The organism is Streptomyces sp. Inha503 (assembly GCF_047215865.1).
In the GTDB taxonomy this organism is placed as follows: Bacteria; Actinomycetota; Actinomycetes; order Streptomycetales; family Streptomycetaceae; genus Streptomyces; species Streptomyces lycopersici.
Genome location: NZ_CP178360.1, coordinates 2,127,220 through 2,154,073 on the forward strand (window position 1 = coordinate 2,127,220; position 26,854 = coordinate 2,154,073).

Annotated in this window: 24 protein-coding genes and 3 pseudogenes; 11 read left to right on the forward strand and 16 right to left on the reverse strand. The window is 71.8% G+C overall.

Annotated elements, in window-relative coordinates:
- Positions 1-159: 159 nt before the first annotated feature.
- On the forward strand, positions 160-624 hold the full coding sequence (locus ACJX2R_RS08655; RefSeq protein WP_262698878.1) for an RrF2 family transcriptional regulator: 465 nt from the start codon (positions 160-162) through the stop codon (positions 622-624).
- Between the two features lie 64 nt (positions 625-688).
- A complete protein-coding gene (locus tag ACJX2R_RS08660) occupies positions 689-1,345 on the forward strand; it encodes a maleylpyruvate isomerase N-terminal domain-containing protein (protein ID WP_413099534.1) in 657 nt (218 codons plus the stop codon).
- Between the two features lie 47 nt (positions 1,346-1,392).
- Here ACJX2R_RS08660 and ACJX2R_RS08665 read toward each other — a convergent pair whose 3' ends face one another.
- Positions 1,393-4,524, reverse strand: a complete 3,132-nt coding sequence (locus ACJX2R_RS08665) for a CHAT domain-containing protein (RefSeq protein ID WP_413099535.1) — start codon at positions 4,522-4,524, stop codon at positions 1,393-1,395.
- Positions 4,525-4,571: 47 nt separating this feature from the next.
- Positions 4,572-5,012 carry a PPOX class F420-dependent oxidoreductase gene (locus tag ACJX2R_RS08670; protein ID WP_413099536.1) on the reverse strand — a complete coding sequence of 147 codons (441 nt, stop codon included), beginning with the start codon at positions 5,010-5,012 and terminating at the stop codon, positions 4,572-4,574.
- 120 nt (positions 5,013-5,132) lie between these two features.
- On the opposite strand from ACJX2R_RS08670, the gene ACJX2R_RS08675 reads away from it, so the two are divergent.
- Together ACJX2R_RS08675 and ACJX2R_RS08680 are read left to right on the forward strand one after the other, a co-directional pair.
- The gene (locus ACJX2R_RS08675; protein WP_413099537.1) at positions 5,133-6,110 is read left to right on the forward strand and encodes an MsnO8 family LLM class oxidoreductase; all 978 of its coding nucleotides are present in this window, start codon (positions 5,133-5,135) and stop codon (positions 6,108-6,110) included.
- A 162-nt stretch (positions 6,111-6,272) separates the two neighbouring features.
- Positions 6,273-7,718 carry a sulfatase gene (locus tag ACJX2R_RS08680; protein WP_413099538.1) on the forward strand — a complete coding sequence of 482 codons (1,446 nt, stop codon included), beginning with the start codon at positions 6,273-6,275 and terminating at the stop codon, positions 7,716-7,718.
- Between the two features lie 24 nt (positions 7,719-7,742).
- Here ACJX2R_RS08680 and ACJX2R_RS08685 read toward each other — a convergent pair whose 3' ends face one another.
- On the reverse strand, positions 7,743-8,303 hold the full coding sequence (locus tag ACJX2R_RS08685) for a YceI family protein (RefSeq protein ID WP_413099539.1): 561 nt from the start codon (positions 8,301-8,303) through the stop codon (positions 7,743-7,745).
- A gap of 10 nt (positions 8,304-8,313) precedes the next feature.
- The gene (locus ACJX2R_RS08690) at positions 8,314-10,293 is read right to left on the reverse strand and encodes an aconitate hydratase (RefSeq protein ID WP_413099540.1); all 1,980 of its coding nucleotides are present in this window, start codon (positions 10,291-10,293) and stop codon (positions 8,314-8,316) included.
- A gap of 128 nt (positions 10,294-10,421) precedes the next feature.
- Here ACJX2R_RS08690 and ACJX2R_RS08695 point away from each other — a divergent pair, with 128 nt between their 5' ends.
- A complete protein-coding gene (locus tag ACJX2R_RS08695; RefSeq protein WP_413099541.1) occupies positions 10,422-11,753 on the forward strand; it encodes a family 43 glycosylhydrolase in 1,332 nt (443 codons plus the stop codon).
- A gap of 59 nt (positions 11,754-11,812) precedes the next feature.
- Here the strand turns inward: ACJX2R_RS08695 and ACJX2R_RS08700 are convergent.
- From ACJX2R_RS08700 to ACJX2R_RS08710, 3 genes and pseudogenes are all read right to left on the reverse strand, one after another.
- A pseudogene (locus tag ACJX2R_RS08700) lies at positions 11,813-12,208 on the reverse strand (hypothetical protein); the annotation flags it as partial.
- 20 nt (positions 12,209-12,228) lie between these two features.
- Complete coding sequence (locus ACJX2R_RS08705) at positions 12,229-12,462, reverse strand: hypothetical protein (RefSeq protein WP_413099542.1); 234 nt, start codon at positions 12,460-12,462, stop codon at positions 12,229-12,231.
- A 27-nt stretch (positions 12,463-12,489) separates the two neighbouring features.
- Entirely contained in the window at positions 12,490-13,644 is a 1,155-nt protein-coding gene (locus tag ACJX2R_RS08710) for an inorganic phosphate transporter (protein WP_413099543.1), read from the reverse strand.
- 211 nt (positions 13,645-13,855) lie between these two features.
- Between ACJX2R_RS08710 and ACJX2R_RS08715 the strand changes: the two genes are divergently transcribed.
- On the forward strand, positions 13,856-14,872 hold the full coding sequence (locus tag ACJX2R_RS08715) for an alpha/beta fold hydrolase (RefSeq protein WP_413099544.1): 1,017 nt from the start codon (positions 13,856-13,858) through the stop codon (positions 14,870-14,872).
- A gap of 64 nt (positions 14,873-14,936) precedes the next feature.
- Here ACJX2R_RS08715 and ACJX2R_RS08720 read toward each other — a convergent pair whose 3' ends face one another.
- The 5 genes from ACJX2R_RS08720 to ACJX2R_RS08740 form a co-directional block, all read right to left on the reverse strand.
- Complete coding sequence (locus ACJX2R_RS08720; protein WP_121824937.1) at positions 14,937-15,542, reverse strand: DNA-binding response regulator; 606 nt, start codon at positions 15,540-15,542, stop codon at positions 14,937-14,939.
- Positions 15,539-16,753 carry a sensor histidine kinase gene (locus ACJX2R_RS08725; RefSeq protein ID WP_413099545.1) on the reverse strand — a complete coding sequence of 405 codons (1,215 nt, stop codon included), beginning with the start codon at positions 16,751-16,753 and terminating at the stop codon, positions 15,539-15,541. The genes ACJX2R_RS08720 and ACJX2R_RS08725 overlap by 4 nt, the downstream gene beginning before the upstream one ends.
- Positions 16,754-16,788: 35 nt before the next feature.
- Entirely contained in the window at positions 16,789-17,604 is an 816-nt protein-coding gene (locus ACJX2R_RS08730; RefSeq protein WP_413099546.1) for an ABC transporter permease, read from the reverse strand.
- The gene (locus ACJX2R_RS08735; RefSeq protein ID WP_413105806.1) at positions 17,601-18,527 is read right to left on the reverse strand and encodes an ABC transporter ATP-binding protein; all 927 of its coding nucleotides are present in this window, start codon (positions 18,525-18,527) and stop codon (positions 17,601-17,603) included. The genes ACJX2R_RS08730 and ACJX2R_RS08735 overlap by 4 nt, the downstream gene beginning before the upstream one ends.
- A gap of 137 nt (positions 18,528-18,664) precedes the next feature.
- The gene (locus tag ACJX2R_RS08740; protein ID WP_413099547.1) at positions 18,665-19,978 is read right to left on the reverse strand and encodes an aspartate aminotransferase family protein; all 1,314 of its coding nucleotides are present in this window, start codon (positions 19,976-19,978) and stop codon (positions 18,665-18,667) included.
- Between the two features lie 97 nt (positions 19,979-20,075).
- Between ACJX2R_RS08740 and ACJX2R_RS08745 the strand changes: the two genes are divergently transcribed.
- The gene (locus tag ACJX2R_RS08745) at positions 20,076-21,035 is read left to right on the forward strand and encodes a LysR family transcriptional regulator (protein WP_413099548.1); all 960 of its coding nucleotides are present in this window, start codon (positions 20,076-20,078) and stop codon (positions 21,033-21,035) included.
- Between the two features lie 61 nt (positions 21,036-21,096).
- On the opposite strand, the gene ACJX2R_RS08750 is transcribed toward ACJX2R_RS08745, so the two are convergent.
- On the reverse strand, positions 21,097-21,405 hold the full coding sequence (locus ACJX2R_RS08750; protein WP_413099549.1) for a hypothetical protein: 309 nt from the start codon (positions 21,403-21,405) through the stop codon (positions 21,097-21,099).
- Between ACJX2R_RS08750 and ACJX2R_RS08755 the strand changes: the two are divergent.
- Positions 21,296-21,661: pseudogene (locus tag ACJX2R_RS08755) on the forward strand (haloacid dehalogenase); the annotation flags it as partial. The gene ACJX2R_RS08750 and the pseudogene ACJX2R_RS08755 overlap by 110 nt on opposite strands.
- A 36-nt stretch (positions 21,662-21,697) precedes the next feature.
- On the opposite strand, the gene ACJX2R_RS08760 reads toward ACJX2R_RS08755, so the two are convergent.
- Both ACJX2R_RS08760 and ACJX2R_RS08765 read right to left on the reverse strand, forming a co-directional pair.
- On the reverse strand, positions 21,698-24,085 hold the full coding sequence (locus tag ACJX2R_RS08760) for a glycosyl hydrolase family 95 catalytic domain-containing protein (RefSeq protein WP_413105807.1): 2,388 nt from the start codon (positions 24,083-24,085) through the stop codon (positions 21,698-21,700).
- Positions 24,086-24,114: 29 nt separating this feature from the next.
- Positions 24,115-24,228: pseudogene (locus ACJX2R_RS08765) on the reverse strand (ThuA domain-containing protein); the annotation flags it as partial.
- Between the two features lie 305 nt (positions 24,229-24,533).
- Here ACJX2R_RS08765 and ACJX2R_RS08770 point away from each other — a divergent pair.
- Entirely contained in the window at positions 24,534-25,385 is an 852-nt protein-coding gene (locus ACJX2R_RS08770) for a putative RNA methyltransferase (protein WP_413099550.1), read from the forward strand.
- Between the two features lie 39 nt (positions 25,386-25,424).
- Here the strand turns inward: ACJX2R_RS08770 and ACJX2R_RS08775 are convergent, their stop codons facing one another.
- On the reverse strand, positions 25,425-25,556 hold the full coding sequence (locus tag ACJX2R_RS08775) for a hypothetical protein (protein ID WP_413106181.1): 132 nt from the start codon (positions 25,554-25,556) through the stop codon (positions 25,425-25,427).
- A 142-nt stretch (positions 25,557-25,698) separates the two neighbouring features.
- Between ACJX2R_RS08775 and ACJX2R_RS08780 the strand changes: the two genes are divergently transcribed.
- Positions 25,699-26,358, forward strand: coding sequence for a hypothetical protein (locus ACJX2R_RS08780; RefSeq protein ID WP_413099551.1), 660 nt, complete (start codon positions 25,699-25,701; stop codon positions 26,356-26,358).
- Positions 26,359-26,631: 273 nt separating this feature from the next.
- Positions 26,632-26,853 (forward strand): hypothetical protein, encoded by a 222-nt coding sequence (locus ACJX2R_RS08785; protein ID WP_413099552.1) that lies wholly within the window; start codon positions 26,632-26,634, stop codon positions 26,851-26,853.
- The last annotated feature ends 1 nt before the right edge of the window (position 26,854 follow it).

Consider the following 26,854-nt stretch of genomic DNA (forward strand, 5'->3'; position numbering starts at 1 on the left):
CGCAACCGGTACCGTAGCCATCTAAGTTCACCAATTCAATGAACTTGGTGAACTCATGGCGGAACAACGCGGCGACCTCGACCGCCACCAGGGTGGACGCCCAAGCCGGTGGTATGGGGCCCGGCCCCATGAAACGGACGTGCGTGATAACTTGCCCGGGTGCGGATCACAGCCAAGTCGGACTATGCCGTCCGGGCGATGGCCGAACTGGCGGCCGCGGAGGGCTCACCCCTGACCGCCGAGCAGGTGGCGACCCGGCAGGACATTCCCCTGCGTTTCCTCTTCGGCATCCTGCGCGAGCTGCGCCTGGCCCATCTGGTGCGCAGTGTGCGGGGCCCGGAAGGCGGATATCTGCTGGCGCGCCCGGCGAGGGAGATCACCCTCGCCGACGCGATCCGCGCCATCGACGGCCCGCTGGCCAACGTACGGGACGTGGGCCTCAGCGGTCTGGAGTACCCCGGAGCGGCGGCGGTGCTGCCCGATGTGTGGCGCGCGGTGCGGGCGAGTCTGCGGCAGGTGCTGGAGAAGACCACCTTCGCGGATCTGGCCGCCGGTGAACTGCCCCCACTGGTCCAGGAGCGGGCGCGCGAATACCTCGACGACGTCCGCCACTACGACACATAGCCCTTCTGACGGGGCGGGGAAGAAATCGGTCGCCCGATGGGCCGCGCGCTGCTAGCTTGCGGCCGTGGATCTCTTCTCACGCTCGTGGACGGCATTGCGCACGGCGGTCGCCGAACTCCCGGACGAGGACTTCGCACGGCCCTCCGGCTGTGCCGGCTGGCTCGTCCGGGACCTGGTGTCCCACCTGGTCATCGACGCTCAGGACGTCCTGATCACCCTGGTGACCCCCACCGACGCGGAACCGACGCGCGACGCGGTGACCTACTGGGAGGTGGCCGACACGCCACCGACCGGCGACGACCCGCTCGACGCGCTGATCGTCCGGCTGGCCGCCGCGTACGAGGATCCGGGGCTGCTGAAGTTCCACCTCGACGACGTGGGCTCCGCCGCCGGGCGCGCGGCCGGGCTCGCCGACCCGGCCCTCCGGGTCGGCACCCGCGATGTGGTGCTCACCGCGGGCGACTACCTCTCCGCGTACGTCATGGAGTGGACCCTGCACCATCTCGATCTGATCGCCCACCTCCCGGGCGCGGCGGACCCTCCCGCCGAGGGCCTCGCCGGGGCGCGCGAGATGCTGGAGAGGATCGCCGGGGCGGCGTTCCCCGCGTCGTGGTCCGACAAGGACACGCTGCTGGTCGGCACCGGGCGACGGGCCCCGACCGCCGACGAGCGGGCCAACCTGGGCGACCTGGCCGCGAAGCTCCCGCTCGTCCTCGGATAGCCCCGCGTTCGGCCGGAGGGCGCGGGGAGCAGGGCGCGGAGCCGGGATCAGTGTGTGTTCCGGGCCGCCGGGTTGCCCTGGTGGGTGAAGGCGGCCCAGAAGTGGATCTGGTCGAGGTCGGTACGGGCGGCCTCGCCGCGGAGTTCACCGCGGAGGGTGGGCGGGGGCTCCCGGCGCGGGTCGAGCATCCAGAGCTGGGCGGCGCGCAGGGCGTCCACCGGGGCGAGGCCGTGTGTGGTGACGAAGTCGTGGAAGACGGCCATCATCAGGGCCGTCGGCGCGTCGTTCACGGCCCAGCGAGAGCCGATGACATCGGCCGCGCCACGGGCGACCAGGGCGGTGGACAGGGTCAGCGCCTCGTCGTGGTCGCGGGTGCTCAGGTCCGTCTCACAGGCGCTGAGCACCACCAACGGGCCCGCCGCGCCCGGCTGTTCGGTGGCGGCGCCGTCCAGGATGCGGGCCACGGTCAGGCGTCCCGCCTGCTCGGGACCGGTCGGCGGGGCGGCGAGCCAGAGTGCCGAGCGCGTGGGGTCAGGACCGGCCAGGGCGTGGCAGCAGATGTGCAGAACGGCCACCGGTGAGCCGCCACCGGGCAGGGCGGCGAGGATGTCCTCGGGTGTCCCCGGCGCGTCGCTGACGTCGGCCGTGGGGAACTCGCCGTAGCGGAGGCCGCCCGGGTAACAGGCCGTGTGCAGCGCCTCCGTCTCGATCTCGGCCCATACGAGGCTGAGTTCGGGGTCGGCGACCAGGACCTGCCCGGCGGTGGTGGGCAGCCGGTCCCGGGGCGCGGCCCGCAGGAACTCGGCGCCGGAGGGGGCGTAGCTGACCACCGCTTCCTCGCAGGCGTACCGGTGCTCACGCCCGTTGGTCCCGTACGGGGTGCGGGCCGCGTGCCAGGCGACCGCGCCGAGTGGCCCGCACGGCACCAGCACGATCCTGGGCGGCTGGTGGAGCGGGCCCACGGCGGCCAGGACGGGGCCCATCGCGGCGGGCCAGGCCCAGTCGCACAGCTCGCGCAACGCCGCTTCCCACTGCCCGTCCCACTCCGTCCGACGGCCCGGTCCGGCCGTGGCATCGGCGGCTGCCCCGGTACGCCGGGCGGTGACGTCGAGGTAGCGCTCCAGTGGCGGGCTGCCGCGGGTCAGCAGCGGCAGCTTCAGAACGGCGGGCTGCGCACTGTCGGCGTCAGTTTCGGTGTGGGCGTCGGTGTCGGGGCGGACGACCAGGGCGAAGCCGGGCATGCCGGGGCGCTGTCCGGGGACGAGATAGACGAGCGCGTCGGTACCGGAGGCGGTGAGACCGGCCCTCAGCGCCGACAGGTCCGGGGGGCCGAGCAGCCGCCAGGCGTCCGCGCCGCTGCCCGCGCCCAGCGCCTCGAGTGCCCTGCGTCGCAGGGTGCCCGGGATCCGCTGCCCGGTGGCCTGGCCCGGCGGCGCGGCCGTGGCGTCGGACTGGGGCATGTCCGCGGCCACCTCGGCGCGCCACTGCCGGGCCAGGTCCGGGTGTCCCCGGGCCTCGAGGAGTTCGGGAATGCCACGGGACGCGGCGGCGGCCCGCAGCACCAGGGCCCGGCCCAGTTCCAGCGCGTTCACCGCGTCGGCCGGGCGGCCGCATACGGTGGTCCAGTAGGCCAGCCACAGCGCCTGTGCCGACCCGAAGCGGGCCACGGACAGGCCGTCCTCGGAGCCGAGTTGGAGCAGAACGTCGGCGGAGACCCTGACCAGTGCCTCGCCCCGGGCGGCCAGGGCGGCCTCGCGGTCCGCGGTGGCGCGCGGCCCGCCGCGGTCGCGGCGCAGCCAGTGGGCCTCGGACAGCTGTGTCAGGGCGTCTGCGGTGTGCGGCAGGCCATCGCCCCCGGCGATCAGCTCACGGACCCGGGACAGCTCGGTGATGCACAGGTCGAGCAGATCCGGGTCGTCGAGGTGGCGGGCCGCGTGCAGCAGGGCCCGGCCGAGCTGGTACCGCGACTGGAGTTCCTGGCGGGGCGAGGGCTGCGGTCCCTCGACGATCCGGTGGACCTCGGCGATGGCCTCGTCGGCGGCTTCCCGGCTGGGCTCGATCATGATCAGCTGGATCAGCGCGGCGGCGCGTACGGCCGGGAAGTACGGTACGAGCATGGGGGCGAGCCCCCGCGGGTCGGTCTCCACCACCTCCCTGAGGTACCGGGCCGCGGCGCGGCGTTCCTCCGGATCCCGGGTACGGGCGGCCTGCTCCTGATGGACCTCGGCCAGGACACCGGCGAGGGCGAAGCGGTTCTCCTGGTCGGGCGGCAGTATCGCGTACAGACCGGTCAACTCCTCGACCAGGCGCGGCAGCACGGTGGGGTCCCCGCTGCGGCGGGCCAGGGCCAGCTCGTGCTGGGCGGCGAACACCACCGAGGTCAGCGTGGACAGGGACGGCAGGGAGCCGTCGTCCTCGTATGGGGCGCGCAACTCCCTGGCCATGGTGAGCGTGGCGTCGGCGGCCTGGAGGCTGCCGCCGAGCACCGCCACCTCATGGAGCCGCCCGGCCAAGCCGGCGGCCAGGGAACGGCGGGCGGTCGCGACCCTCTCGCCGTCCCCGGACAGTGTGTCGATCATCTCCCGGAGCCGGGCGGCGCTGGTCTCCAGGTGTGCCAGATCGCCGGTCTGGGACACCCGTACGGCGTCGACCAGAGTGGCCAGCCGCTTCTCCACCCCGACATACCCCGGGCCGCTGGGACGGTCGTCGGGATCCGGCCCCGGCTCCGCCATGGCCTCGTCCAGCTCGTCGAAGTCCATCGTGCCGGGGACGAGGAGGTTGGCCCACACCAGCAGGGCGGCGTGCAGCCTGGCGACGCGGGGCCGTTCGGGCGTGTGCGCCGACAGCTCCCGCAGGGCCCGCCGGACCACGTCCGCGCCGCGCCGGACCTCCTGGGCCAGCGCCCGGGGGTCGCCCTCGCCCGACCCGAGCCCGGTCAGCAGCTCGCGCAGCGGGGCGAGGCCGGGCCGGTCCAGGCCCAGGGCCGTCACTTCCGCGTCGGCCTCCTCGGGGGAGGCCGTGGGGTGGTCCACGGCCCGGTAGAGCCACACCAGGAGCTTCGTGAACCGCGGTATGTCGTCCGTGGCCCAGCGCAACACTCCCTGGACGGCGTCGGCCAGCGGTTCACCGGCATGACTACCACCGCCGTCGCCGTCACCATGGCGTCGTTCCTCGTCCACCCCGCGCTCCTCCCCCGTGTCCGCCCCCCCGTGCCCGAACCGCGCCCTCACGCGTCCGGCAGCACCCCCGGCCGGAACTTCTCCACGCCGACCACGCGGTGGACATGGTCCGGCTCGATGTAGACCGCCACCCGCACCTCGCCGGGGGCCAGCCAGGGGAACGTCTCCGTGCCCAGGTACTTCCGCGCGAGACGGTCCATCACCCCTACGGCCGGATCCCCCTCGACGAAGCGGACGGCACGGCCCCGGATCTCCACCCGGTGATACGGGTCCTCGGTGTCCATGCAGCACAGCGACACGCGGGGATCACGCCGGAGGTTCTCCTCCTTGACCCGGCCCGCCGAGGTGTTGATCACCACCAGGCCGTCCTCCAGATCGGCCCACATCGGCGTCAACTGCGGCGATCCGTCCGGGTTCAGCGTGGCCACCTGCCAGAACCGGGGTTCCCGGAGCCAAGTGCGGGTGGTCTCGTCCAGCGTGGCAGCCATGCGGTCTCGCTCCTCTTTCGTGGGCCAAACCGTCAACGCATACCCTGACCACCGGGGTTCCGAACACCCGGAGTCGGGGAAGTGCTGCCGCACACCACCGGCACTCCGTATGCTCACAGCATGATCGATGTGCCGCTCTCCGCGCTGGAAGTCGCCATGGTCCAAGCTGGTACGCGAGCCGTGGACACGTTACGTGACACCACCGCCTTCGCCCAGCGTCTCGACGCCCTCGGCTACCGTCGGCTCTGGTACGCCGAGCACCACCACTCCCCCGCCATCGGCGCCTTCCCACCCGTGGTCCTGACCGCCCACGCGGCCGCGTCGACCTCGGCCATCCGCCTGGGCTCAGGAGGTGTACTGGCGCCCAACCACGCCCCCATCATGCTGGCGGAGCAGTTCGGCACCCTCGCCGCGCTGCACCCCGACCGGATCGACCTGGGCATCGGCCGCGGTCCCGGCACCTTCGACGAGGCCACGGCCCGGGCGCTGCGGCGCGGCGCCGGTCCGACGACGGACGACGAGTACCTGGACGATGTGGCGGCGACGCTGCGGTTCCTGGTCGAGGAGGTCGCGCTCGGCACGCTCCCGGAGCCGTGGCTGCTGGCCTCCAGCAACGCCGGTGCGGCGCTCGCCGCGCGGCTCGGCCTGCCCATGGCCTTCGCCCATCACATCCGCCCCGACAACACCCTCGCCGCGCTCGACCACTACCGCGCGCATTTCTCCCCCTCCCCGTGGTGCGCGAGCCCCCGTGTGCTGGTGTGCGTGGAGACCATCTGCGCCGAGACCGAGGACGAGGCCGCGTGGCTGGCGGGCCCGATGAACGTCGTCAAGGCCGGGCTCCTCAAGGGTCACAGCGAGGTCCCGTTCCCCTCGCCCGAAGAGGCGTCGGCGCATCCGTTCACCGCGGAGGAGCGGGCGGGGGTCGCGGCGTTCGGGGCCCATCAGGCGTACGGCACTCCCGAGACGGTCCTCGGCCGTCTGACGGAGGTGGCGAAGGCGACCGGCGCGGAGGAGCTGATGCTGGTCACACCGGTCTACGCGCTGGCCGCCCGCCTGCGCTCCTACGAACTCGTCAAACGGCACGCCGCCATGCCGTAGGCGACTCACAAGAATCACACAAGACCGCCTCCTACGGTTCCCGGCGACGAAGACGCACAACTCGTAGGAGGTTGCGCCATGTTCGGCAGTCGCCGTCCACGTGTCCTCGCCGCCCTGTGTGCGGCCCTGGCCGTCGCGATGTTGGCCTCGTGTGACAGAGGGGTGAACACGGCCGAAGGTGCCACCTCTGACACCGACGCCTCGGCTTCCGGTAAGAAGCCCAACATCGTGTACGTCCTCACCGACGACCTGTCATGGAATCTCGTGAAGTACATGCCGCACGTACAGGAGATGCAGAAGAAGGGGATGACCTTCAGTAACTTCTTCGCCACCGACTCGCTGTGCTGCCCGTCGCGTACATCCATTCTCACGGGTCAATTCCCGCACAACACCGGTGTCTTCACCAACAGCGGCGACGACGGAGGCTACCGCGCCTTTCTGAAGAACGGCAACGAAAAGAAGACCTTCGGGCCCGCGATGCAACGCGCCGGCTATCGCACCGGATTCATGGGCAAGTACCTCAACGGATACCAGCCGGGCGACAAGAACGGCACCGACAAGCCCTATGTGCCCGCCGGCTGGGACGAGTGGGACGTCGCCGGGGAGGGCTACCATGAGTACAACTACGAGCTGAACGAGAACGGCAAGGTCGTGCCCTATGGCAAGGACCCCCAGGACTATCTGACGGACGTCCTGTCGAAGAAGGCCACCTCGTTCATCGGCTCCTCGGCGGAAGAGAAGAAGCCGTTCATGCTGGAGGTGGCCACGTTCGCACCGCACGGCCCCTACACACCCGCGCCGCGCCACAAGGGCAAGTTCCCGGGGCTCAAGGCTCCGCAGACCGATGCCTATGACAAGGCGACCGTTAACGCGCCGGAATGGCAGCGCTCATTGTCACCGCTGACGCCGAAGGAAAAGCAGGGGATCGACCGGAATTTCGCCAAGCGAGCGCGCTCGGTCCAGGCGGTCGACGAAATGATCGGTCAGCTGGAGAAGACGCTCGAGGACAAGGGCCTGGCGGACAACACCTATATCGTGTTCGGGTCGGACAACGGCTTCCACATGGGCGAACACCGGCTCCGCACCGGAAAGCAGACCGCCTACGACACCGATATCAACGTGCCGCTGATGGTCACCGGACCCGATGTTCCGGCGGGTAAGAAGGTGTCCCAGCTCGCCGAGAACGTCGACCTCAACCCGACCTTCCAGGACCTCGCGGGCGTGGACCCGCCGTCGGGCGTGGACGGACGCAGCCTCAACGACCTGATGCACGGCCGGACCGAGGACGAGTGGCGCGATGCCGTCCTGGTCGAGCACCATAAGGCGGCGTCCAAGAAGGGCGATCCCGACGCGGCGCCCAAGAACGCGGGCGATCCACCGACCTACGCGGCGATGCGGACCGATGACTCCCTCTATGTCGAATACACCGATGGAGAGCGGGAGTTCTACGATCTGGACTCCGACCCCGAGCAGCTGACCAACCGGGAGGCGTCCCTCTCGGCCGAACAGCGGGCCGCCCTGCACCGCACCCTCACCGCGCTCCAGAAGTGCAAGGGCGCGGAAAGTTGCCAGGACGCGTCCCGGACCGGGAGCAACAGCGACAGCTAGCGGCACCCCCGGCGTGGCGGACCCTCAACGGCCCGCCACGCCGGGGCATATGAACTCCACCCGGACCTCGTCGGCCAGCTTCAGCGCGCCCAGGAACGCGGTGTACGGCTTGATGCCCCAGGTGGACTGCGTGAAGGACGCCGAGCCGCGCAGCGTCCCCTCCGGATCGGCGCTCCCGTGCACCGTCACCGGGTGGGTACGGCCCTTGATGGTGAGGTCGCCGGTGATCTCGAAGGACTCAAGTGTTCCGGTGATGTGGGTGGAGCGGAAGGTGATCGTGGGGTGCTCCGCGGTGTGCAGCTGCCCCTTGCCCTCCAGCGTCCGCTTGATGTCGGCCCGGTCGCCGTCGGTGAGTGGTTTCAGCCCGCCGGTCCCCTCGCGGACGGCCCAAGAGTCCGTCTCGACCGTCACGCTCACCGACGACCGCTCGGGGGCGTCGGCCACCACCGTCATGTCCCCGGACCACCGGGTGGCCTCAAGGGTCAGATCGTGCCCCGCCCTCCGGCCGAGCCCGGTACGGCTGGTCCTGATCAGCAGCCGGGCGTCCGGCGGGCCTATCCGATACGTTCCGTCGCTCAGCGTCATAGCACTCACCTCAGTGTGCGAGAGCCGGGATGATACCGCCCGCGAGCACCGCTTCCCGCTGCCGGGGTGAGAGGCGGTGGCGGACGGTGTACTCCTCGTCCCGGGTCGCGTTGCGGACCCGGAGGGCCGGTTCGCCGCCCGGGGCGAGGGCCTCGCGCAGACCGGACACATGCAGCCGGTCGTCGGGGCCGATGCGGTCGTAGTCCGCGGGGTCCTCGAATTCGAGCGGCAGCACACCGAAGTTGACCAGGTTCTGCCAGTGGATGCGGGCGTAGGACTTGGCGATGACGGCTCGCAGGCCGAGGTAGCGCGGGGCGATGGCGGCGTGTTCGCGGGACGAGCCCTGCCCGTAGTTCGCACCGGCGACGATGAGGTGCCCGGTGTCCTCCCGGACCGCCTCGGCGCGCCGCGGATAGTCGGGGTCCAGCCGGATGAGGGTGAATCCCGCCAGCTTGGGGAGGTTGGAGCGATAGGGCAGGGCGTCCGCCCCGGCCGGGGAGATCTCGTCGGTCGAGACGTCGTCACCGGCCTTGAGGAGTACGGGGCCGTGAATGCTGTCCGGCAGCGGATCCAGCTCCGGCAGCGCGGAGATGTTGGGGCCGCGTACCAGCTGGACGCGCGCGGCCTCGTCCGGTGGCAGCGGCGGTTCCAGCATGGCGTCGTTGTTCGACGGCGGCTCGGGCGCCTCCGGCGTGGGAGGGGCCGCCGCCGAGACGCGCTCGGCCCAGTCGCGCGGATCCACGATGGCGCCGGTCAGCGCGGAGGCCGTGGCGGTCTCCGGTGAACACAGCCACACCGCGTCGTCCGCGGTGCCGGAGCGGCCGGGGAAGTTGCGCGGGAAGGTGCGCAGGGAGTTGCTTCCCGTGGCCGGGGCCTGCCCCATCCCGATGCAGCCCAGACAGCCCGACTGATGGATACGGGCACCGGCGGCGATCAGGTCGAATGTCGCACCGCAGCGCGTCAGGTCCTGGAGGATCTCGCGGGATGTCGGGTTGATGTCGAAGCTCACCCCGGCCGGGACCTGGCGCCCGGCCACCATGGCGGCCGGGACGGCGAAGTCGCGGAATCCGGGGTTGGCGGAGGAGCCGATGACGGCCTGGGCGATGGGCTCCCCGGCGGCCTCCCTGACCGGTACGACGTTTCCCGGAGAGGTGGGCCGCGCGATGAGCGGCTCCAGTGACGACAGGTCGATCTCCTCGTCGAGGTCGTAGGACGCGTCCTCGTCCGCGGTGATCTCGACGAAGTCTTCGCCGCGCCCCACCCCGTCGAGGAAGCCGCGCACCGCCCCGTCCGAGGGGAAGACGGTGGTGGTGGCGCCGAGTTCGGCCCCCATGTTGGCGATGACATGGCGGTCCATCGCGGTGAGGCAGGCAAGGCCGGGCCCGTGGTACTCCAGGACACGATGGACGCCGCCCTGCACCCCGTGCCGGCGCAACAGCTCCAGGATCACGTCCTTGGCGCTGACCCACGGGGGCGGTTCCCCGGTCAGCCGGATGCCCCAGACCTTCGGCATGGTGAGGTGGAGCGGCCGTCCGGCCATGGCGAGCGCCACCTCCAGGCCGCCGGTGCCGATCGCCAGCATGCCCAGGGAACCGGCCGCGCAGGTGTGCGAGTCGGAACCGGCCAGGGTTTTGCCGGGGGCACCGAAGTGGTGCATATGGGTCGGGTGGGACACGCCGTTGCCGGGTTTGGAGAACCACAGGCCGAAGCGGCGGGCGGCCGAGCGCAGGAAGAGGTGGTCCTCGGCGTTGCGCTCGTCGGCCTGGAGGATGTTGTGGTCGACGTACTGGACACTGGCCTCGGTGCGGACCCGGTCCAGGGCCAGCGCTTCCAGCTCCTGCATCACCAGCGTGCCGGTGGCGTCCTGCGTCAGCGTCTGGTCCACCCGCAGCGCGATCTCCTCCCCCGGCACCGTCCGGCCGGACAGCAGATGATCATCGATGAGCCGCTGGGTCACGGTGCCGTGCGCACGGGCACGGGGCAGATTCATATGCCACCGCCTTTCCGGACGGAGTGCCCGGACCCTCCGGGCGCCCCGCCCCGGGTACCCCGTCCACGCCGCGTCATCTTTTTTCCTGGCTCTTGACGAAAATCGGCGGGCGTCCGCATGCTGTGCTCATGCCAACCAGCTCCGAGAACAGGTCGCCCATCCACAGACGCACATTGTTGGCCGGAGTCGCGGGTTCCCTGGGCATGGCGGCGGGACTGCCCGCGGCCGCCGCCCAGGCGTCGCCCGCGGGGGCCGCCGCGCTGCGGCGGTACCCGTCGAACTGGCCCGAACTCAACCCCTACGGCCTCGCGGACACCCGCCCGGACCTGTGGCCGCGCAAGGACAACTCCTTCGTCCTCCCGCTCGAACCGCGCCCCCGTGACCGGGAGCGCGGCCTGGTCTGGATGCGGGACACCTACGTCAACTGCTTCGTCGTGGACGGCCGTCCCGTCTACGTGGCCACGGGCACCACCCGCGTGCCCGGGCTCACCGCCGCCGGCCCGTGGAACGACGGCATCTTCGTGTGGGTGGCCCCGTCCCTGCGGGGCCCCTGGAAGCTGGTCGACACGACCGGCATCCGGCCGGGCGCCGAGCGCGGCAAGGTGTGGTCGCCCGAATTCGTCGGCGAGAACCGGCCCGGACGCACCGTCGTCGCCCCGTGGCAGGAGTACTGGTACGACGAGCGGTTCGGCAAGCGCGGCGAGGTCTGGGCCCCGGAGCTGCACCGCTTCCGCGGCACCTGGTACATCGTCGCGTGCATGGGCGACCACTCCCGGAAGGTCGGTTCGTTCCTGCTGGTGAGCGAGGGCGGGATCGAGGGCCCGTACCGGCTCATCGAGGGCAACCACGACAAGCCCTTCGGCGACCCGTTCATCGGGGGGCCGGATTTCATCGAGCCCGGCGCGTACCACCACATCGACGGCAGCCTCTTCACCGAGGGCGACGACGCGTGGCTCGTGCTGCACAACAACCTGTACGCGAGGTTCCGGGACGACATGGAGGACATCGTCCCGGCGAGCGGCCTCCCGGCGTTCCAGCAGCGGCCCTACTCCCCCGAGCCGTATCTCGAGGGTGCGTACGTGTTCAAGTACGAGGGCTCGTACTACCTGCTCCAGGCCGCGTGGAACCGGACGTCGGCCAATCCCGACGGCAGCACCCGCTACGCCTACGACCCGCCCGGCCCGGGGCGTGTCCAGTACCACTACGACGCCGTCATCGCCGTCTCGGACCGGTTCGAGGGGCCGTACTCCAAGCGGTGGACCGCGGGGGTCGGCGCCGGCCACAACAACGTCTTCGTGGACCACGACGGCCGGCTGTGGGCCACGTTCTTCCGCAATCCGAACTTCGGCTACTGGTCCGACCCGTCGCGCATCGCCGACGCCGCCGTGCCCGGTGTCGTCCGGCTGGAGTGGACGGGCCCGGAGGGCCGCCGGCTGTACGTCCGGCGCCGCCGGTGGTGAGCCAGCGCCTGGTCAGGCGTACACCTTGCGCCGCCGCGGGCCAGGCCCGGGGCAGTGGTGTCGTTGCTCTTGACCACCGTCCAGGGCGCGTACTCCGTGTGTAGTCGTTCCAGCGCGCCAGCGAGGCGAGGTCCATCGGGCTGAGCTTCCACTGCCGTACGGGGTCCACCTGGCGGATCGTGAAGCGGGTGCGCTGCTCGCTCTGGGACACCGAGAACCAGAACTTCACCAGGTCCACGCCGTCGTCCACGAGCATCCGCTCGAAGAGCGGCGCCTGGCGCGTGAAGCGCCGGTACTCGTCCTTCGAGCAGAAGCGGCTTCTCCAGCGCCACGACCCGCGCGCCACGCGGGTTGTCGACCGGGCTTCCGTCCGGCCGGATGAGCACGGGGTCGTCATGGTCGCTGTAGTCGACCGTCAGGTCGGCCAGCTCGGACAGCGAGGGCGGCGTTGTCATACGGTCCTGCCTTTCCGTTCTCAGTGGAACTGCGGCACGATCAGGTAGATCCCGTAGGCCACCACCGCCGCGCACGCCACGAAGCACAGTCCGGCCTGGGTGAGGCCCGGGGCCGAGCCGCTGCCGTTCTCCTCACGGGCCGCCTCCACGCGGGCGACGCCCAGGACGCCGAGGGCGAAGACGGTGACCACGGCAATGGTGACGCCGATGCTCACCGCGGTGACCTGGCCGAGTGCGGTCCAGTCGAGATGCATCGTCTTGACTCTCCGGAAATCGAGGGCTTATGCGGCCGTGCCCACCTGGGCCGGCGGCTCGTTGCGGATGGTGACCTCATGGGCGTCGTTGACGTTCTTCGCGTCCACGGGGTTGCGGCGGGAGAGGAGCACGATGCCCCCGGCGAGGGCCGCGCCGATCAGCGCGACGACCGCCGCGCCGATGTTTCCGCCGTTCGTGACCACGCTCGCGGAGACGCCGCCGACCAGCGCGGCGGCGGGCAGGGTGACCATCCAGGCGATCACCATGCGGCCCGCGACGCCCCAGCGCACCTCCGCCAGCCGTCGGCCGAGACCCGCGCCGAGGATGCTGCCGGAGGCCACCTGGGTGGTGGACAGGGCGAAGCCGAGGTGGGCGGAGGTGAGGATGACGGTCGTGGAGGCGGTCTCGGCGGCGAAGCCCTGCGGGGACTGGATCTCGGTCAGGCCCTTGCCCATGGTGCGGATGATCCGCCAGCCGCCCAGGTAGGTGCCGAGGCCGATGGCGAGGCCCGCGGAGGCGATCACCCACAGCGGCGGACCGGCGTCGTGGCCGAGGGCGCCCGTCGAGATCAGGGTCAGCGTGATGACGCCCATGGTCTTCTGCGCGTCGTTGGTGCCGTGGGCGAGCGAGACGAGCGAGGCCGAGGCGATCTGACCGGCCCGGAAGCCCTTGGTCACGGACTTCTTACGGGCCCGGTCGGTGAGCCGGTACGCGAGGTAGGTGGCCAGCAACGCGGCGATACCGGCGACGACCGGCGAGGCCACCGCCGGTATCAGCACCTTCTCGACAACCTTGTCGAAGTGCACGCCGTGAGTGCCCGCGCCGACCCACACGGCCCCGATCAACCCGCCGAACAGGGCGTGCGACGAGCTCGACGGCAGCCCGACCAGCCAGGTCAGCAGATTCCAGAGGATCGCCCCGACCAGACCCGCGAAGATCATGCCCGGGGTGACCAGGGAGTCGTCCACGATGCCGCCGGAGATGGTCTTGGCGACCTCGGTGGACAGGAAGGCGCCGACGATATTGAGGATCCCGCTCACCAGAACCGCGGTTCTGGGGGTGAGCGCGCCGGTGGCGATGGAGGTCGCCATCGCGTTGGCCGTGTCATGGAATCCATTGGTGAAGTCGAAGGCGAGCGCCGTGACGATGACGACCGCCACCAAGAAGGTGATGTGGTCCATCCCTGCATGCAAACAAGGTCAGGCCAATGCCCGGCGAACTCGAGGCAAAGGCAGTACAAGGACGGCGCGGGCAGGTCGTGGGAATCGTTGTCAGCGCGGCACAACCCTGGTGGATCCCCTACTTCACCCGGTCGGACCCTGCCGCGCGGCCGCGCGCCGCGGGCCCGGCGAACGTTGAGGAGCCACAACCCCCAAGGGAAACGAGGACACCATGGCGGCGCCTCCGGCTCTCGGCTCCGGATGCGGGCGGCTCCGGGCACGCGGGCGGCTCCGGTCACGTGTCGCGGCGGCCGGATGCGCCGTGGCGGTGTGCGCGGCCGTGGCGGCCCCGGCCACCGCGGAGGACGCCGACGCCCGTCGTAAACCCACGGTGGTCCTGATCCACGGCGCGTTCGCGGACGGCTCCAGCTGGAACGGTGTCATCGAACGGCTGGAGCGCCGCGGTTACCCCGTCTTCGCCCCCGCCAACCCGCTGCGCGGCCTCGCCACCGACTCCGCCTACATCGCCTCCGTCCTGGACAGCGTCAAGGGCCCGATCGTGCTGGTGGGCCACTCCTACGGCGGCGCGGTCATCAGCACGGCCGCGGCGGGGAACTCCCGGGTGAAGTCGCTGGTGTACGTGTCCGCCCTGATGCCCGACAAGGGGGAGAGCGGGCAGTCGCTGGCCGCCCGGTTCCCCAGCGAGCTCGCCACCGCCACCAAGGCGGTGCGCTACCGGGCCGGTGGCGGTGTGCGGGGCACGGACCTGTACCTGAAGCGGGACAAGCTGCACCGGGTCTTCGCCGCCGACCTGCCGGCCAGTGCGGCGAGGCTGCTGGCGGTGACCCAACGGCCCGCCACGACGGCCACGTTCTCGGAGAAGGCCAAGGTGGCGGCGTGGCGGCAGATCCCGTCCTGGTTCCTCGTCGCCCGGCAGGACAAGACCATCAACCCCCGGCAGGAGCGCTTCGAGGCCAAGCGCGCCCACTCGCACACCGTGGAGATCAACTCCTCCCACGTGGCCATGATCGCCCACCCCCGGGCGGTCACCGACCTCATCGTCAAGGCCGCCACGGCCACCGGTTCGGCCCGGCCGTCGCCCGCGGCCAACCCCTCCGACTCCCGAGCCCGCGCGGAGTCCCGGCCCGCCGACACGGCCGCCGCGTGGGTGACCGCGGGCACGGCGGCGCTGCTCCTGGGCGGTGGCGCCCTCCTGGTCGGCCGCCGCCGACGCCGGCGCCCGCGCTGACCGACTGCCGACCACCATCAGCCGACCGACTGCCGATGACCATCAGGCGAGGGGGCGCCAACCCCTACAGCCATCCCCGTTCACGGGCGATCCGCGCCGCCACATGGCGGTTCTCCGCGCCGAGTTTGGCCGCGGCGGCGGACAGGTAGTTGCGCACCGTCCCCGGGGACAGCGCGGCGCGGGACGCGATCTCCGCCACCGGTGCCCCGTCCTCGGCCAGCGACAGCATTTCCGCCTCCCGGGGAGTGAGGGGTGACTCGCCCGCGGCGATCGCGTCCGCCGCCAGTTCGTGGTCCACGTAGCGGCCGTCCGTGTGCACCGTACGGATGATCTCGGCCAGCCGCCGCGCGGACACCGTCTTCGGCACGAAGCCACGCACACCCGCCGCCAGCGCCTGCTTCAGCGCCCCGGCCCCGGCGTGGCTGGTGACGATCATCGAGGCGCACTCCGGCACCTCGTCGCGCAGCCGCGCCGCCACCGACACCCCGTCACGTCCGGGCATCCGCATGTCCAGCACGGCCACGTCGGGGCGGTGGGCCCGGGCCATGGCCAGCGCCTCGTCGCCCGTTCCGGCCTCCGCCACCACGGTGATGTCGTCCTCCAGCGCCAGGAGGGAGGCGAGCGCGCCCCGGATGAGGTGTTCGTCGTCCGCCAGCAGAACCCTGATCATTCGCCCGCCTCCCACGGGATCCTCGCGGTCAGGCGGAAGATCCCGTCCGGGCGCCGTTCGGTGGCCAGGGTGCCGTCCACCTCGGCCAGGCGCTCGCGCAGCCCCGGCAGGCCGCTGCCGGTGCCCGGTCGGGGGTCCGTGTCCGCCCCGTCGTTCTCCATCAGCAGTGCCACCGAGCCCGCGACCGTGGCGCGCACCGACACCTCGCAGCGGGACGCGCCCTGTGCGTGGCGGAGCACGTTCGTCGTTCCCTCGCGGACCACCCAGCCGAGCGCCGTCTGCGTCTGCGCGGGCAGCCGCGCCGCCGGGCCGTTCTCGATCCGGCAGTCGATCCCGGCCGCTTCGAGCACGGACCGGGCCCCAGCCAGTTCGGCGTGCAGATCGGCGGTGCGGTAGCCGCGTACCACCGCGCGGATCTCCCGCTGTGACTCCTGCGCGATCCGCTGCACCTCCTCCATCTGGGCCACCGCCTCCGCCCGGCCCCGCCGGGCCAGCTCCACCGCGAGCTCGCTCTTCAGCGCCACCACCGCGAGGTTGCGGCCCAGCACATCGTGCAGATCGCGGCCGAAGCGCAGCCGCTCCTCCGCCACGGCCAGGCGGGCCTGCGTCGCCCGCGCCCTGGCCAGCTCCTCGATCAGCCGCACGCTCCACCCCGAGACCCGTAGCGCGGTGGCCATGAACGGAACCAGGAGCGAGGTGGCGCCGATCACGAGGGCCAGCGGCTCGCCCGACAGCCCGCCGGCCACCGCCGCGCCGAGCGCCGCCACCGGCACAGCTCCCACCAGCAACGCCCCGGTGCGGCGCGGCAGCGCCAGCATCGGCGGGCCGGCGTAGTACATCAGCAGCCAGACCAGATACGACGCCAGGTTCCCGTCATGGATGCGTCCGGCGGCCAGCAGCGCACACCCCAGGGCGGCCATGGCCACGGTGACGGCGGCGTACAGCGCGACCAGCAAGACCGGGCGCGGTCCGGCGCCGAGGTAGTGGAGCAGGGCGGCGCGGGAGAGCAGCCCCTGGACGGCGACGTGCGCCGTGCCCACGCCCGCCACCAGGGCCGACCCGAGCGGGCCGGCCTCCGTCGTCGCGATCCAGAACACCCACAGCGCCGCCTCGGTGGCGGCGAGGAAGACGACGGTGGCGAGGGTGTAGCGGCGGTAGCGCTCGGGGCCGTCCGGGCCCCCGAGCCGCTCCACCCAGTCATCCACGCTCATGCTCATCGTCTCCATCACCTTCGGCTCCGCCGTCCTCAACCTCGCGGTCCCCAGCGGAACCACCGGCGTACACCGAACACTGCCAGGCCCGTCCAGGCCAGCGCGAGGAGCGCCGCCCGAAGCTGGTCCACACCGTCCAGACCGCCCGTCCAGCCGCCCCTCAGCAGGTCCATCACCGGCGAGAACGGCAGCCAGGCGGCGATGTCGGCCATCGTGTCCGGCATCACCTCGCGCGGTGCGTAGACCCCGGAGGCGGCCATGGTCACCAGCAGGAACGGCAGGAACGTCAGCTGTGCGCTCTCCGCGGTCCGGGTGAACGCGGCCGTCAGCGCCCCCGCGGCCACCAGCATCGCCACGCCGACGAGCAGGCCGAACACCGCCAGATGCGGGGCGGCCGGCGCGTCCGCGTCCAGGAACGCGGTCATCCCGATCGCCAGCAGCACGGACTGCACGATCGCCAGCAGGAACGCCGGGAGGGCGTTGCCGACGAGGATCTCCCAGTCGCGCACCTCACCGGTGCGCAGCCGCTTCAGTACGAGGGTCTCGCGGCGCAGCACATACACGCCGACCAGGTTCGTGTAGACGGAGAAGAACAGCGCCATCGCCAGCGCGGCGGGCAGCATGACGGTGGCCACCGACAGACCGGTGCCTCCCAGGTCCAGCTCCTTGACCACGCCGCGCATCGCGAAGGCGATGATGCTCGGCAGGATCACGGCGGTGACCAGGGACGCCTTACTGCGCATCAGCAGCGTCAGCTCGGCGCGGCCGAGGGCGGTCAGACGGTCCATGGCGGTGACCCGGGTGGGCGTGGCCGCGTGGGTGCGTCCCGTACGGGCCGTTGACGTCGTCATCGTGTCCCCTCGCTCTCCAGGCCCTTCGCGATCTCCATGAACGCCTCCTCCAGCGTGGCCGACCGGGCGTCGAACCCGCGCAGCGCCACGTCCTTGTCCCGGGCCCACAGCAGCAGCGCCGTCGCCGTGCGCTGGAGGTCGGCGGTCTCCAGCCTGACCGTCCGCCCGGCGTTCTCCTGCCTGGTCACCCCCAGCGGCGCCAGCGGTGGCAGATCGCCGACGAAGTAGTCCATGGGCAGCTCGAAGCTCATCCGCGAGGGCCGCTCGGCGACCACGTCGGCGACCCGGCCCGAGGTGGCGATCCGCCCGGCGTGCATGATCGCCAGCCGGTCGGCCAGATGCTCCGCCTCCTCCAGGTAGTGGGTGGTGAGCAGCACCGTCGTGCCCTGCTCCTTGAGCTCCCGGATCAGCTCCCAGGTCTCGTGGCGGGACTGCGCGTCCAGGCCGGTCGTCGGCTCGTCCAGGAACAGCACCTCCGGCCGCCCCAGCAGGGCCAGGGCGAGATCGAGGCGGCGGCGCTCGCCACCGGAGAGCTGCTTGACCCGCACCGCCCGCCGCTGGGTCAGCCGGGTCAGCTCCAGGGCCTCGGCCACGGGGCGGGCGCCGCTGGTGCACCCCGCCCACATGCGCGCGGTCTCGGTGACCGTGAGCTCGGTCGGGAAGCCGCCCTCCTGGAGCATCACCCCGATCCGGGGGCGGACGGCGGCGCGGTCGCGGTACGGGTCGCCGCCGAGCACCCGAACGGTCCCGGAGGTGGGGGTGGCCTGCCCCTCCAGGACTTCGAGGGTGGAGGTCTTACCGGCCCCGTTGGTCCCCAGGAGCGCGAAGAGCTCGCCACGGGCGACAGTGAGATCGACGCCGCGCACGGCCTCGAATCCCTTGTAGTGCCGCCGCAGGTCGGCGGTTTCGATGACGGTGTCCATGCCTTCCAGGTTTCCGGCACGGCGGGGCCGGGAGGAGTGCGGCATGTCATGAGTCCGCATGACAGATGTCATACGGACTCATGAGGTGGCGTCAGGCGGGCTCATGGCATGGCGCCGGGCGGGCTCGTGGCGTGGCGTCAGAGGCCGCGGACGGCGTCGGTGAGCGCCTGGTCGAGGATGGCGACACCGCGGGCGATCTCATCGTCGCTCGCGGTCAGCGGGGGCGCGATCCGGAAGGTGCCGCCCATGCCGGGCAACTGGACGATGTTCATGTGCAGCCCGAGCTCGAAGCAGCGCCGGGTGACGGCCGCGCCGAGCCGGTCGGCGCCACCGGCGCCCAGCACCTGGTCGCCGACCAGCTCCATCCCCAGCAGCAGCCCGCGGCCGCGGACGTCCCCGACGACGTCGTGGCGGATGGCGAGCTCATGGAGCTGACCGCGCAGTGCCGTGCCGAGTTCGCGCGCCCGCTTGTCGAGGTGGTCGCGGGCCAGGACGTCGAGGACGGTGTTGCCGACGGCGGCCGGCAGCGGGTCGCTGGCATGGGTGGTGAAGAACAGGAACCCCCGGTCGTACGCCTGCTGCTCGATCTCCGGGCTGGTCAGCACGGCGGCCAGCGGGAGCCCGGCGCCGAGCGTCTTGGACAGCGTGAGGATGTCCGGCACGACACCCTCATGGTCGAAGGCGTACCAGTCGCCGGTGCGGCACAGCCCGGTCTGGGCCTCGTCGAGAATCAGCAGCATGTCCCGCTCCCGGCACTTCTGGGCCAGGGAGGAGAGATAGCCCGGCGGGAGTTCGATGACGCCACCGGAGCTGAGGATCGGCTCGACCAGGCAGGCGGCGAGACTGCCGACCGACTGGGCGTCGATGAGGTCGAAGCCCAGGTCGAGCTGGCGGCGCCAGTCGAGCGCGCCCTCGGCGTCGACGATGTCGGGGTGGAAGCGGTCCGGTACCGGCAGCGCGAAGTTGCCCGGTGCGGCCGGGCCGTAGCCCTTGCGTCCGGCGCTGTAGGTGGCGTTCGCGGCGGCCTGGGTCATGCCGTGCCAGGACCGGGCGAACGAGACGATCTCATGGCGGCCGGTGACGAGTTTCGCCATCCGCACCGCGGCCTCGTTCGCCTCCGCCCCGGTGGTGAGGAGCAACGCCTTGTCGAGGGGATCGGGCAGGGTCTCGGCGAGCCGCCGGGTGAGGTCGATGACCGGGCGGCTGAGCATGCCGCTGTGCAGATGATCGAGGTGGGCGACCTGCTCGCGCACGGTGGCGACGATCTCCGGATGGGAGTGGCCGAGGATCGCGCTCATCTGGCCGGAGGTGAAGTCGAGCAGCTCGCGGCCGCCCTCGGTGAACACCGATGTGCCCGCGGCACGGGCGATGACCTCGGGGGTGAACGCGGCTCGGCCGGAATAGCGGATGAGGTGGCGCTCCACGGCGCCACCGGCTGTCTCGGGATCCATACGAACGACGTTAGGGATGCGCCACTGCGCGCGTCCATCGCACAGATCCGACCGTTCTGTTCGTCAGAACCGGACAGCCGACCCGTAGAATCGCCGCATGCTCAACTCGGGCCGGCTGCGGCTGCTCAGCCTGCTGGAAACCCTGGGCACCGTCCGTGCGGTGGCCGAGACGCTGCACCTGAGCGCGTCGACGGTGTCCCAGCAACTCGCGGTCCTGGAGACCGAGACCCGGTGCCGGCTGATCGAGCGGACCGGTCGGAGGGTGCGGCTGACCCCGGCCGGACTGCTGCTGGCCCGCCGGGGCCGGGAGATCCTGGACCAGATGGCGGAGGCCGAGGCCGAGCTGCACGCCCTGAACGACGAGCCCATCGGCACCGTACGGCTCGGGGCGTTCCAGAGCGCGATCTACACCTTCGCGGTCCCGGCGGCGACCCGTCTGGCCACCACCCACCCGCGGCTGCACCTCGAACTGATCGAGCTGGAGCCGCACGAGGGCGGACCGGCTCTCCGCTCGGGCGAGGCGGACGTCATCGTCACCACCACCGACTACGTCGGCCTCTCATGGGGCGCCGACCTCGAGATCATCCCGCTCGGAACCGACCCGATCGTGCTGGTGCTGCCGCGCGACCACCCGCTCACCAGCCGTACGACGGTGAACCTCGCGGCGTGCGCGGAGGAGACCTGGGCGTGTGACCGACCGCAGTCGTACATGGCGGATCTGACCGTGCGGCTGTGCCGCGAGTCGGGGTTCGAACCCCGGGTGGCCTGCCGGTTCAGCAACTATCTGATGCTGCTGCGACACGTCGAGTCGGGCCGGTCGATCACCCTGCTGCCCGCGCTCGCCATCACCCCGGACCACGCCGTCGCCACCCGCGAGCTCAGCACACCGGTGCACCGCAACATCACCATCGCGGTGCGGCGCGGCACGACGCAGCGCGCCGCGGTGACCGCGGTCGTGGCGGCCCTTCGCGACCACCCCGAGATCCCGGCCCTGTCCGCCCCGAACCACCCGTCCGCCCCGAACCAGCGGAACCAGCCCCCGGCCCGGGACCGTTGATTCCCGGCGTGCTCTGGACGCCGGAGGGCGCCACCAGTGCCCGTCCCCGGGAGGACCCGCCTCAGATGAGCCGCGCGTACTCGCGGAACTCCCAGTCGGTGACGTACCGCTGGAACCTGGCGAGCTCATCCCGCTCGAAGGCGAGGAAGGCGTCGGCGAAGGGCTTGCCGAGCGCATCGGTGAGCTGGCCGTCGCCTTCCAGGGCGTCGAGGGCCCGGCCGAGGTCGGTCGGCAGCGGGGTGGCGGTGCGTACGGCGTTACTCGTCGGCGGCGGTCTGATCGCCCCCGTCCCCGGCGCCCGCGAGGCCGTCGGGGAACCCACCGCCGACGGCCGTACCGTCGTGCTCACCACCGGCTTCGCCCGTGTCACCCAGGACGCCATCCTCGACGCGCTCGGCTGGCGCGGCCTGGTGCCGCTCACCCTGTGCCCCGCCGAGGACATGGCGCAGGTGGCCGTCGTCGGCGACACCTCCTACGACATGCTCAGCGGCGTACGGGCCGGGGCGGGGCTGGTCGCCGGGGTGCGCACCGGGGCCCACGGCGACGAGGCGTTCCGCTCGGCCGGGGCGACCCATGTACTGGACTCGGTGGCCGACCTCCCCGCCCTGCTGCGGGGGGTCGGCTGACGCCTGGACGCGGGCTACGGGCAGCCGAACCCACGCTCAGGCGGGACGGACCACATAAGTGGCGCCCGCGTTCGCGGTGAAGGCCGTGACCCCCGGCTCCGGCCGGGTGGTGGTGACGGGCGCGTCCCCCGAGGTCACCCGCACGGCGTTCGCCGTACGCAGCCGCGTCGGGCCTCCGGCCCGTGCCCTCAGCAGCGCCTCGCCCAGCGCTCCGCCCCGCCAGCTGACGTCCACTTCGAAACCGCCCCGCGCCAGCAGGCCACGCACGCTGCCGTCCGGCAGGTTCGGCGGGAGGGCGGGCAGCAGATGCAGTTCGTCGTGCTGGCTCTGGAGCAGCCATTCGGTCACTCCGGCGCAGGCGCCGAAGTTGCCGTCGATCTGGAACGGCGGATGCAGGTCGAAGAGGTTTGGGGCGGTGCGCTCGGGGGTGAGCAGATCGGTGAGCAACTTGTAGGAGCGCTCCCCCTCCTGGAGCCGCGCCCAGAAGTTGATCTTCCAGGCGAGCGACCACCCGGTCCCCGCGTCGCCGCGCTGTACGAGGGTGGTGCGCGCGGCGGCGAAGAGGTCCGGGGTGCGCGTCCGGCTGATCTGGTTGCTCGGATGCAGTCCGTACAGATGGGAGACATGGCGGTGCTGCTGCTCGGGGGCGCCCGCGTCCCAGTCCTGCTGCCACTCCTGGAGCTGGCCCCGCGCGCCGACCTTCATGGGGGCGAGCCGTCCGCGCGCGGCGAGCACCTGGTCCCGGAGGGCGGCGTCGGTGCCGAGGAGGTCGGCGGCCGAGGCCACCGCGCCGAACAGGTCGCGCAGCAGCTGCGTGTCCATCGTCGGCCCGGCGCACAGCGAGCCGCCGCCCCCGGCGTGGTGGGCGTTCTCCGGGGAGACGGAGGGGCAGGTGACCAGCGCGCCCGTGGCCGGCTCGGTGACCAGTGCGTCCAGGAAGAACTGGGCGGCGCCCTTGAGGACGGGGTAGCGCGCCCGCAGCTTCGCCGTGTCGCGGGTGTAGCGATAGTGCTCCCAGATGGCCATGGACAGCCAGGCGCCGCCCATCGGCCACATGCCCCAGAAGGCGCCGTCCACGGGCGCCGTGCCGCGCCAGGCGTCGGTGTTGTGGTGGGTGACCCAGCCGTTCGCGCCGTACTGGGTGCGCGCCGTCGACTGCCCGGCCACGGCCAGCTCGTCGAGCAGCGCGAAGACCGGCTCCCAGCACTCCAGGAGGTTGGCGGGGGCGGCCGGCCAGTAGTTCATCTCCGTATTGATGTTGATGGTGTACTTCGACCCCCAGGGCGGGCTCGTCAGGTCGTTCCAGATGCCCTGGAGGTTGGCCGGCTGGGTGCCGGGGCGGGACGCGGCGATGAGCAGATAGCGGCCGTACTGGAAGTGCAGCTCGACCAGTTGCGGATCGCCGCCGGAGGCGAAGCGGGCGACGCGCTCGTCGGTGGGCAGGGCCGTCGCGTCGCTGGTGCCCACGTCCAGCGAGGTACGGCGGAACAGCGCGCGGTGGTCCTCGACATGGCGACCGCGCAGCTGGCCGTACGGGCGGTTCGCCGCCGGGTTGAGGTCCCCGGCCGCCCGGCCCGCCGCGTCGCCATGGGCGTTCTCCCAGTTCACATAGGTGGTGCCGATGGCCACCAGGACGGTGGCCGCGTCGGCTCCCCGGACGGTGACGGTCCCGCCCGCGCTGGTGGTGGTGCCGCCCTCCGCGAGCACCCGCACCAGCGCGCGGAATCCCACCGCGCCGTCCACCCCGCCCGTGGCGTCGCCGGTCCCGTCGAGTGCGGCGGTGAGCGTATCGGGCGAGGAGAGGGAGGTGCGCAGCGGGCTGTCGAACGTGGCGCCGAAGGACAGGGCGCCCTTCTTCGAGGCGGACAGCCGGACGACGAGGACGCGGTCGGGAGCGCTGGCGAACGCCTCGCGGGTGTACGTCACACCGTCGCGGGTGTAGGTGGTGGTGACAACCGCCGAGTCCAGGTCCAGCTCCCGCCGGTAGCCGGACACCGTGCCGCCCGTCGGCAGCTTCAGGAGCAGGTTGCCGACGGTCTGGTACTGGGCCTGGCCGCCGGGCACGCCCAGGAAGTCGGAGTTGATCAGCGTCTCGGCCTCGGGCCACTTGCCGTCGAAGACGAGCTGCCGGATGCGGGGCAGGGCGGCAAGACCCTTGGGGTTGTCGTAGTCGTGCGGTCCGCCCGCCCAGAGGGTGTCCGCGTTGAGCTGAAGCCGCTCGGTCTCGGTGCCCCCGAACACCATCGCGCCGAGCCGCCCGTTGCCCAGCGGCAGGGCGCCCAGCCAGTCGGCGGCGGGCGCGCGGTACCACAGCGCCAGCGGCCGGTCCGCCGCCTGGTGGCCGCCGTGCCGCGCGGCATGGGCGGACCCGGCGGGCAGGCCGGCGGCGGCGAGGCCCGTTGTCGTCGTGGCGGCGAGGGCCATGAACCGCCTGCGCGGGACGTCGGGGGTCACTCGGCCACGCCCATGGCGTAGGTGATGCCGCCGAGGAGGTGCCGCCGGAAGGCGGGCTCGGCGTAGGACTCCTTGGTGTGGCCGAGGCCGGTGCAGAAGGCGCGGCCGCCCTTCGGCCGCCTGGGGGCGGAGCGGCGCGGGGCGCGGCCGGGGGTGGGCAGGTCTGGACGTTTCCTGTGCACGGGGAACCTCCGGGGAGAAGTGTGATTCTCAATGGGGGCTGGGCACAGCGCGCGCCGTCGCGCCTGGGGCGCAAGGGGACCGTACCGAGTCGGCCCCACTTTGCAAAGCCCGTTGACAAAATCCTGTGCCCGGTCTTCCGTTCACCGCCTCGTGGAAGATGGTGGGTGTGCGGCACCCCCGGGTCCTCCGCATAGGCTGGGGTCCTGTCAGGACAACGGCGGTAACGGGGGACACGATGCGGAAAGAGGCGGTTCGGTACCTTCACTGTCCGTACTGCTCCTGCGCCATGACGATGACCGACGGCACGCTGCGGTGCTCGCGGGGGCACAGCTTCGACGTGGCGAAGCAGGGGTACGTCAATCTGCTGCGCGGCGCCGCCAAGTTCAGCGCGGACACCGCCGCCATGGTGGCGGCCCGCGCGGACTTCCTGGCCGCCGGCCACTACGTACCGATCGCCGGGGCGCTGGCCGCGCTGGCACGCGAGACGGCGCCCGAGGCCACGGGCGGGGACCTCGGCTGTGTCGTGGACATCGGCGGCGGCACGGGCTATCACCTTGCCCGGGTGATGTCGGAGTTCCCGGACTTCGAGGGAATCCTGCTCGACATCTCCAAGTTCGCCGCCCGCCGGGCCGCGCGGGCCCATCCCCGGATCAGCGCGGTGGTGGCCGACGCCTGGGACGGGCTGCCGCTCGCCGACGGGGCCGCGTCGGTGATCCTCAATGTCTTCGCACCGCGCGATCCGGCCGAACTGCGGCGGATTCTGCGTCCCGAGGGTGTGCTGCTGGTGGTCACACCCCGGCCGGATCATCTACGGGAACTGGTGGCGGCGCTGGGGCTGCTGCGGGTGGGCGAGCAGAAGGACGAGCGCCTGGCGGACCGGCTCTCGGCGCACTTCACCGAGGTGGCCCGGGAGCGGTCGCGGAGCACCATGGCACTGGACCACAAGGCGCTGCCGCAGCTGGTGGGGATGGGCCCCAACGCATGGCATCAGCGGAGCGAGCAACTCGAGGAGCGCATCGCGCGGCTGCCCGAGCCCTGCGATGTGACGCTCTCCGTCACGCTCACCGCGTACCGCCCGCTGGTCTGACACCGGACCCCGGCCGCCACCGGGCTCCGCCAGGGGCCATCACGTCCAGACGGTGTGTCCGCCGTCCACCCGGATCGCCTCGATACCGCTGACGTACCGGGCGCCGCAGCGGTCCTGGGGCAGGACGAGCTGGGGCCCGCGCGGCTGAGGTGTCCCCGACCAGGGTCGCATTCACCGCCCCGCCTTCGGTCGAAGGTGATGCGAGCCGCCGGGCTGATGTGCCTGCCGGGCCGCACGGACAGACTCGTGTCCGTGCCGGGACAGTCGAACACCGTCTGCGCGGCGAGGCCGAGCAAGCAACAGGAGCAGAGGCATGTTCAAGGAGTGGCGGCATCGTCGGGCCGTGCAGCGGGTCAAACCCGGGGACGGGCGAGCCCTGAAGCGTTTCCGCTGGTGGCAGTCGCTTACCCGCGCACTGTTCCATCTTCGGCTGATGAACGACGACGGCCGGCAGACGGTCTACTCCGTCGACGTCAGGCATCAGAAGCACTCGTCTTCGTCCGGCAAGGTCATAGCCCACCTGTTCCTCGATGGCAGGCATCACGCCGAGTCCACAGTGCCTGCCGTCTTCCCCGTCCAGGGCGGCACCGTCGAAGTGAGGGCGAGCGGCTTCGGGCTCAAGCGCTGCCACTACGTCACCGCCGAGGGAGCCGAGTTCCAGCTCATCCCGGACCCCGCCTCCGCCGAGGGGCGCCGCGCGCGCTTTGACCGGTCGCACCCCGCGCTGAGCCGCTGCATCGGTTTCCTCTCGGTGATCGTGCTGGTGGTCGGTGTGGTCCTGCTGGTCCTTCAGCTCGCCGAACAGATCACCCGGGATCCGGACGGCTTCGCCCAGTACGTCGGGACCTTCACGTCGCCCATCCAGCTATCGGCATGGAGCAACACCGTGGTCGGACTCGTCACCGTGGCGGCCAGCACGGAGCGGGCGCTGCGGCTGCGCTACAACTGGCTGCTCGACGGCGGGGTGGGCTGATCCCGTTTCCCCGGCGAGGGACGAGCGGCGCGTTGCCCCACACGGAGGAGGGGCGGCCCCGGCCACCCGGCTATGTGGCGTCCGCACAGGCGCGCCCGCGCTGCTCCGGCTCGCCCCCGGCGCTTCCGCGAACAGCAACAGCGGATGACTGTTACCCCATTGGGGGGACGTTGGGCCGCGATCGGCCCGGCAAAGGGGCACCATGCATGCGAAGCCGGTCATTTCCGGCCGCTCATCCCCAGCCCGGCCGCTCATCCCCAGCAAGGAGTTCCCATGCGTATGCGGACCGCCGCCCTGACCGCCCTCTCTTCGCTCGCTCTCACCGCCGCGTCCCTCGCGGTCGGCGCGACCGGTGCCGTCGCGGAGGACGACCCCGATGTCACCGTCAACAACACCAGCAGCACGACCTTCCCCGGCGTATGCGCCAGCAACCAGTTCTCCTTCGTCACCGTCCCGGTCAATCTGGTGGGCGAGTCGGACTCCGGAGCGTGCTGAT

Excerpts from the sequence above, each read along its gene's own strand:
- ACJX2R_RS08670 (WP_413099536.1), bottom strand. The coding sequence starts at position 5,012 with ATGGCTGCCACGCTGGACGAGACCACCCGCACTTGGCTCCGGGAACCC.
- ACJX2R_RS08675 (WP_413099537.1), top strand. The coding sequence starts at position 5,133 with ATGATCGATGTGCCGCTCTCCGCGCTGGAAGTCGCCATGGTCCAAGCT.
- ACJX2R_RS08685 (WP_413099539.1), bottom strand. The coding sequence starts at position 8,303 with ATGACGCTGAGCGACGGAACGTATCGGATAGGCCCGCCGGACGCCCGG.
- ACJX2R_RS08690 (WP_413099540.1), bottom strand. The coding sequence starts at position 10,293 with ATGAATCTGCCCCGTGCCCGTGCGCACGGCACCGTGACCCAGCGGCTC.
- ACJX2R_RS08695 (WP_413099541.1), top strand. The coding sequence starts at position 10,422 with ATGCCAACCAGCTCCGAGAACAGGTCGCCCATCCACAGACGCACATTG.
- ACJX2R_RS08705 (WP_413099542.1), bottom strand. The coding sequence starts at position 12,462 with ATGCATCTCGACTGGACCGCACTCGGCCAGGTCACCGCGGTGAGCATC.
- ACJX2R_RS08710 (WP_413099543.1), bottom strand. The coding sequence starts at position 13,644 with ATGGACCACATCACCTTCTTGGTGGCGGTCGTCATCGTCACGGCGCTC.
- ACJX2R_RS08715 (WP_413099544.1), top strand. The coding sequence starts at position 13,856 with ATGGCGGCGCCTCCGGCTCTCGGCTCCGGATGCGGGCGGCTCCGGGCA.
- ACJX2R_RS08720 (WP_121824937.1), bottom strand. The coding sequence starts at position 15,542 with ATGATCAGGGTTCTGCTGGCGGACGACGAACACCTCATCCGGGGCGCG.
- ACJX2R_RS08725 (WP_413099545.1), bottom strand. The coding sequence starts at position 16,753 with ATGAGCGTGGATGACTGGGTGGAGCGGCTCGGGGGCCCGGACGGCCCC.
- ACJX2R_RS08730 (WP_413099546.1), bottom strand. The coding sequence starts at position 17,604 with ATGACGACGTCAACGGCCCGTACGGGACGCACCCACGCGGCCACGCCC.
- ACJX2R_RS08735 (WP_413105806.1), bottom strand. The coding sequence starts at position 18,527 with ATGGACACCGTCATCGAAACCGCCGACCTGCGGCGGCACTACAAGGGA.
- ACJX2R_RS08740 (WP_413099547.1), bottom strand. The coding sequence starts at position 19,978 with ATGGATCCCGAGACAGCCGGTGGCGCCGTGGAGCGCCACCTCATCCGC.
- ACJX2R_RS08745 (WP_413099548.1), top strand. The coding sequence starts at position 20,076 with ATGCTCAACTCGGGCCGGCTGCGGCTGCTCAGCCTGCTGGAAACCCTG.
- ACJX2R_RS08760 (WP_413105807.1), bottom strand. The coding sequence starts at position 24,085 with ATGGCCCTCGCCGCCACGACGACAACGGGCCTCGCCGCCGCCGGCCTG.
- ACJX2R_RS08770 (WP_413099550.1), top strand. The coding sequence starts at position 24,534 with ATGCGGAAAGAGGCGGTTCGGTACCTTCACTGTCCGTACTGCTCCTGC.
- ACJX2R_RS08775 (WP_413106181.1), bottom strand. The coding sequence starts at position 25,556 with ATGCGACCCTGGTCGGGGACACCTCAGCCGCGCGGGCCCCAGCTCGTC.
- ACJX2R_RS08780 (WP_413099551.1), top strand. The coding sequence starts at position 25,699 with ATGTTCAAGGAGTGGCGGCATCGTCGGGCCGTGCAGCGGGTCAAACCC.
- ACJX2R_RS08785 (WP_413099552.1), top strand. The coding sequence starts at position 26,632 with ATGCGTATGCGGACCGCCGCCCTGACCGCCCTCTCTTCGCTCGCTCTC.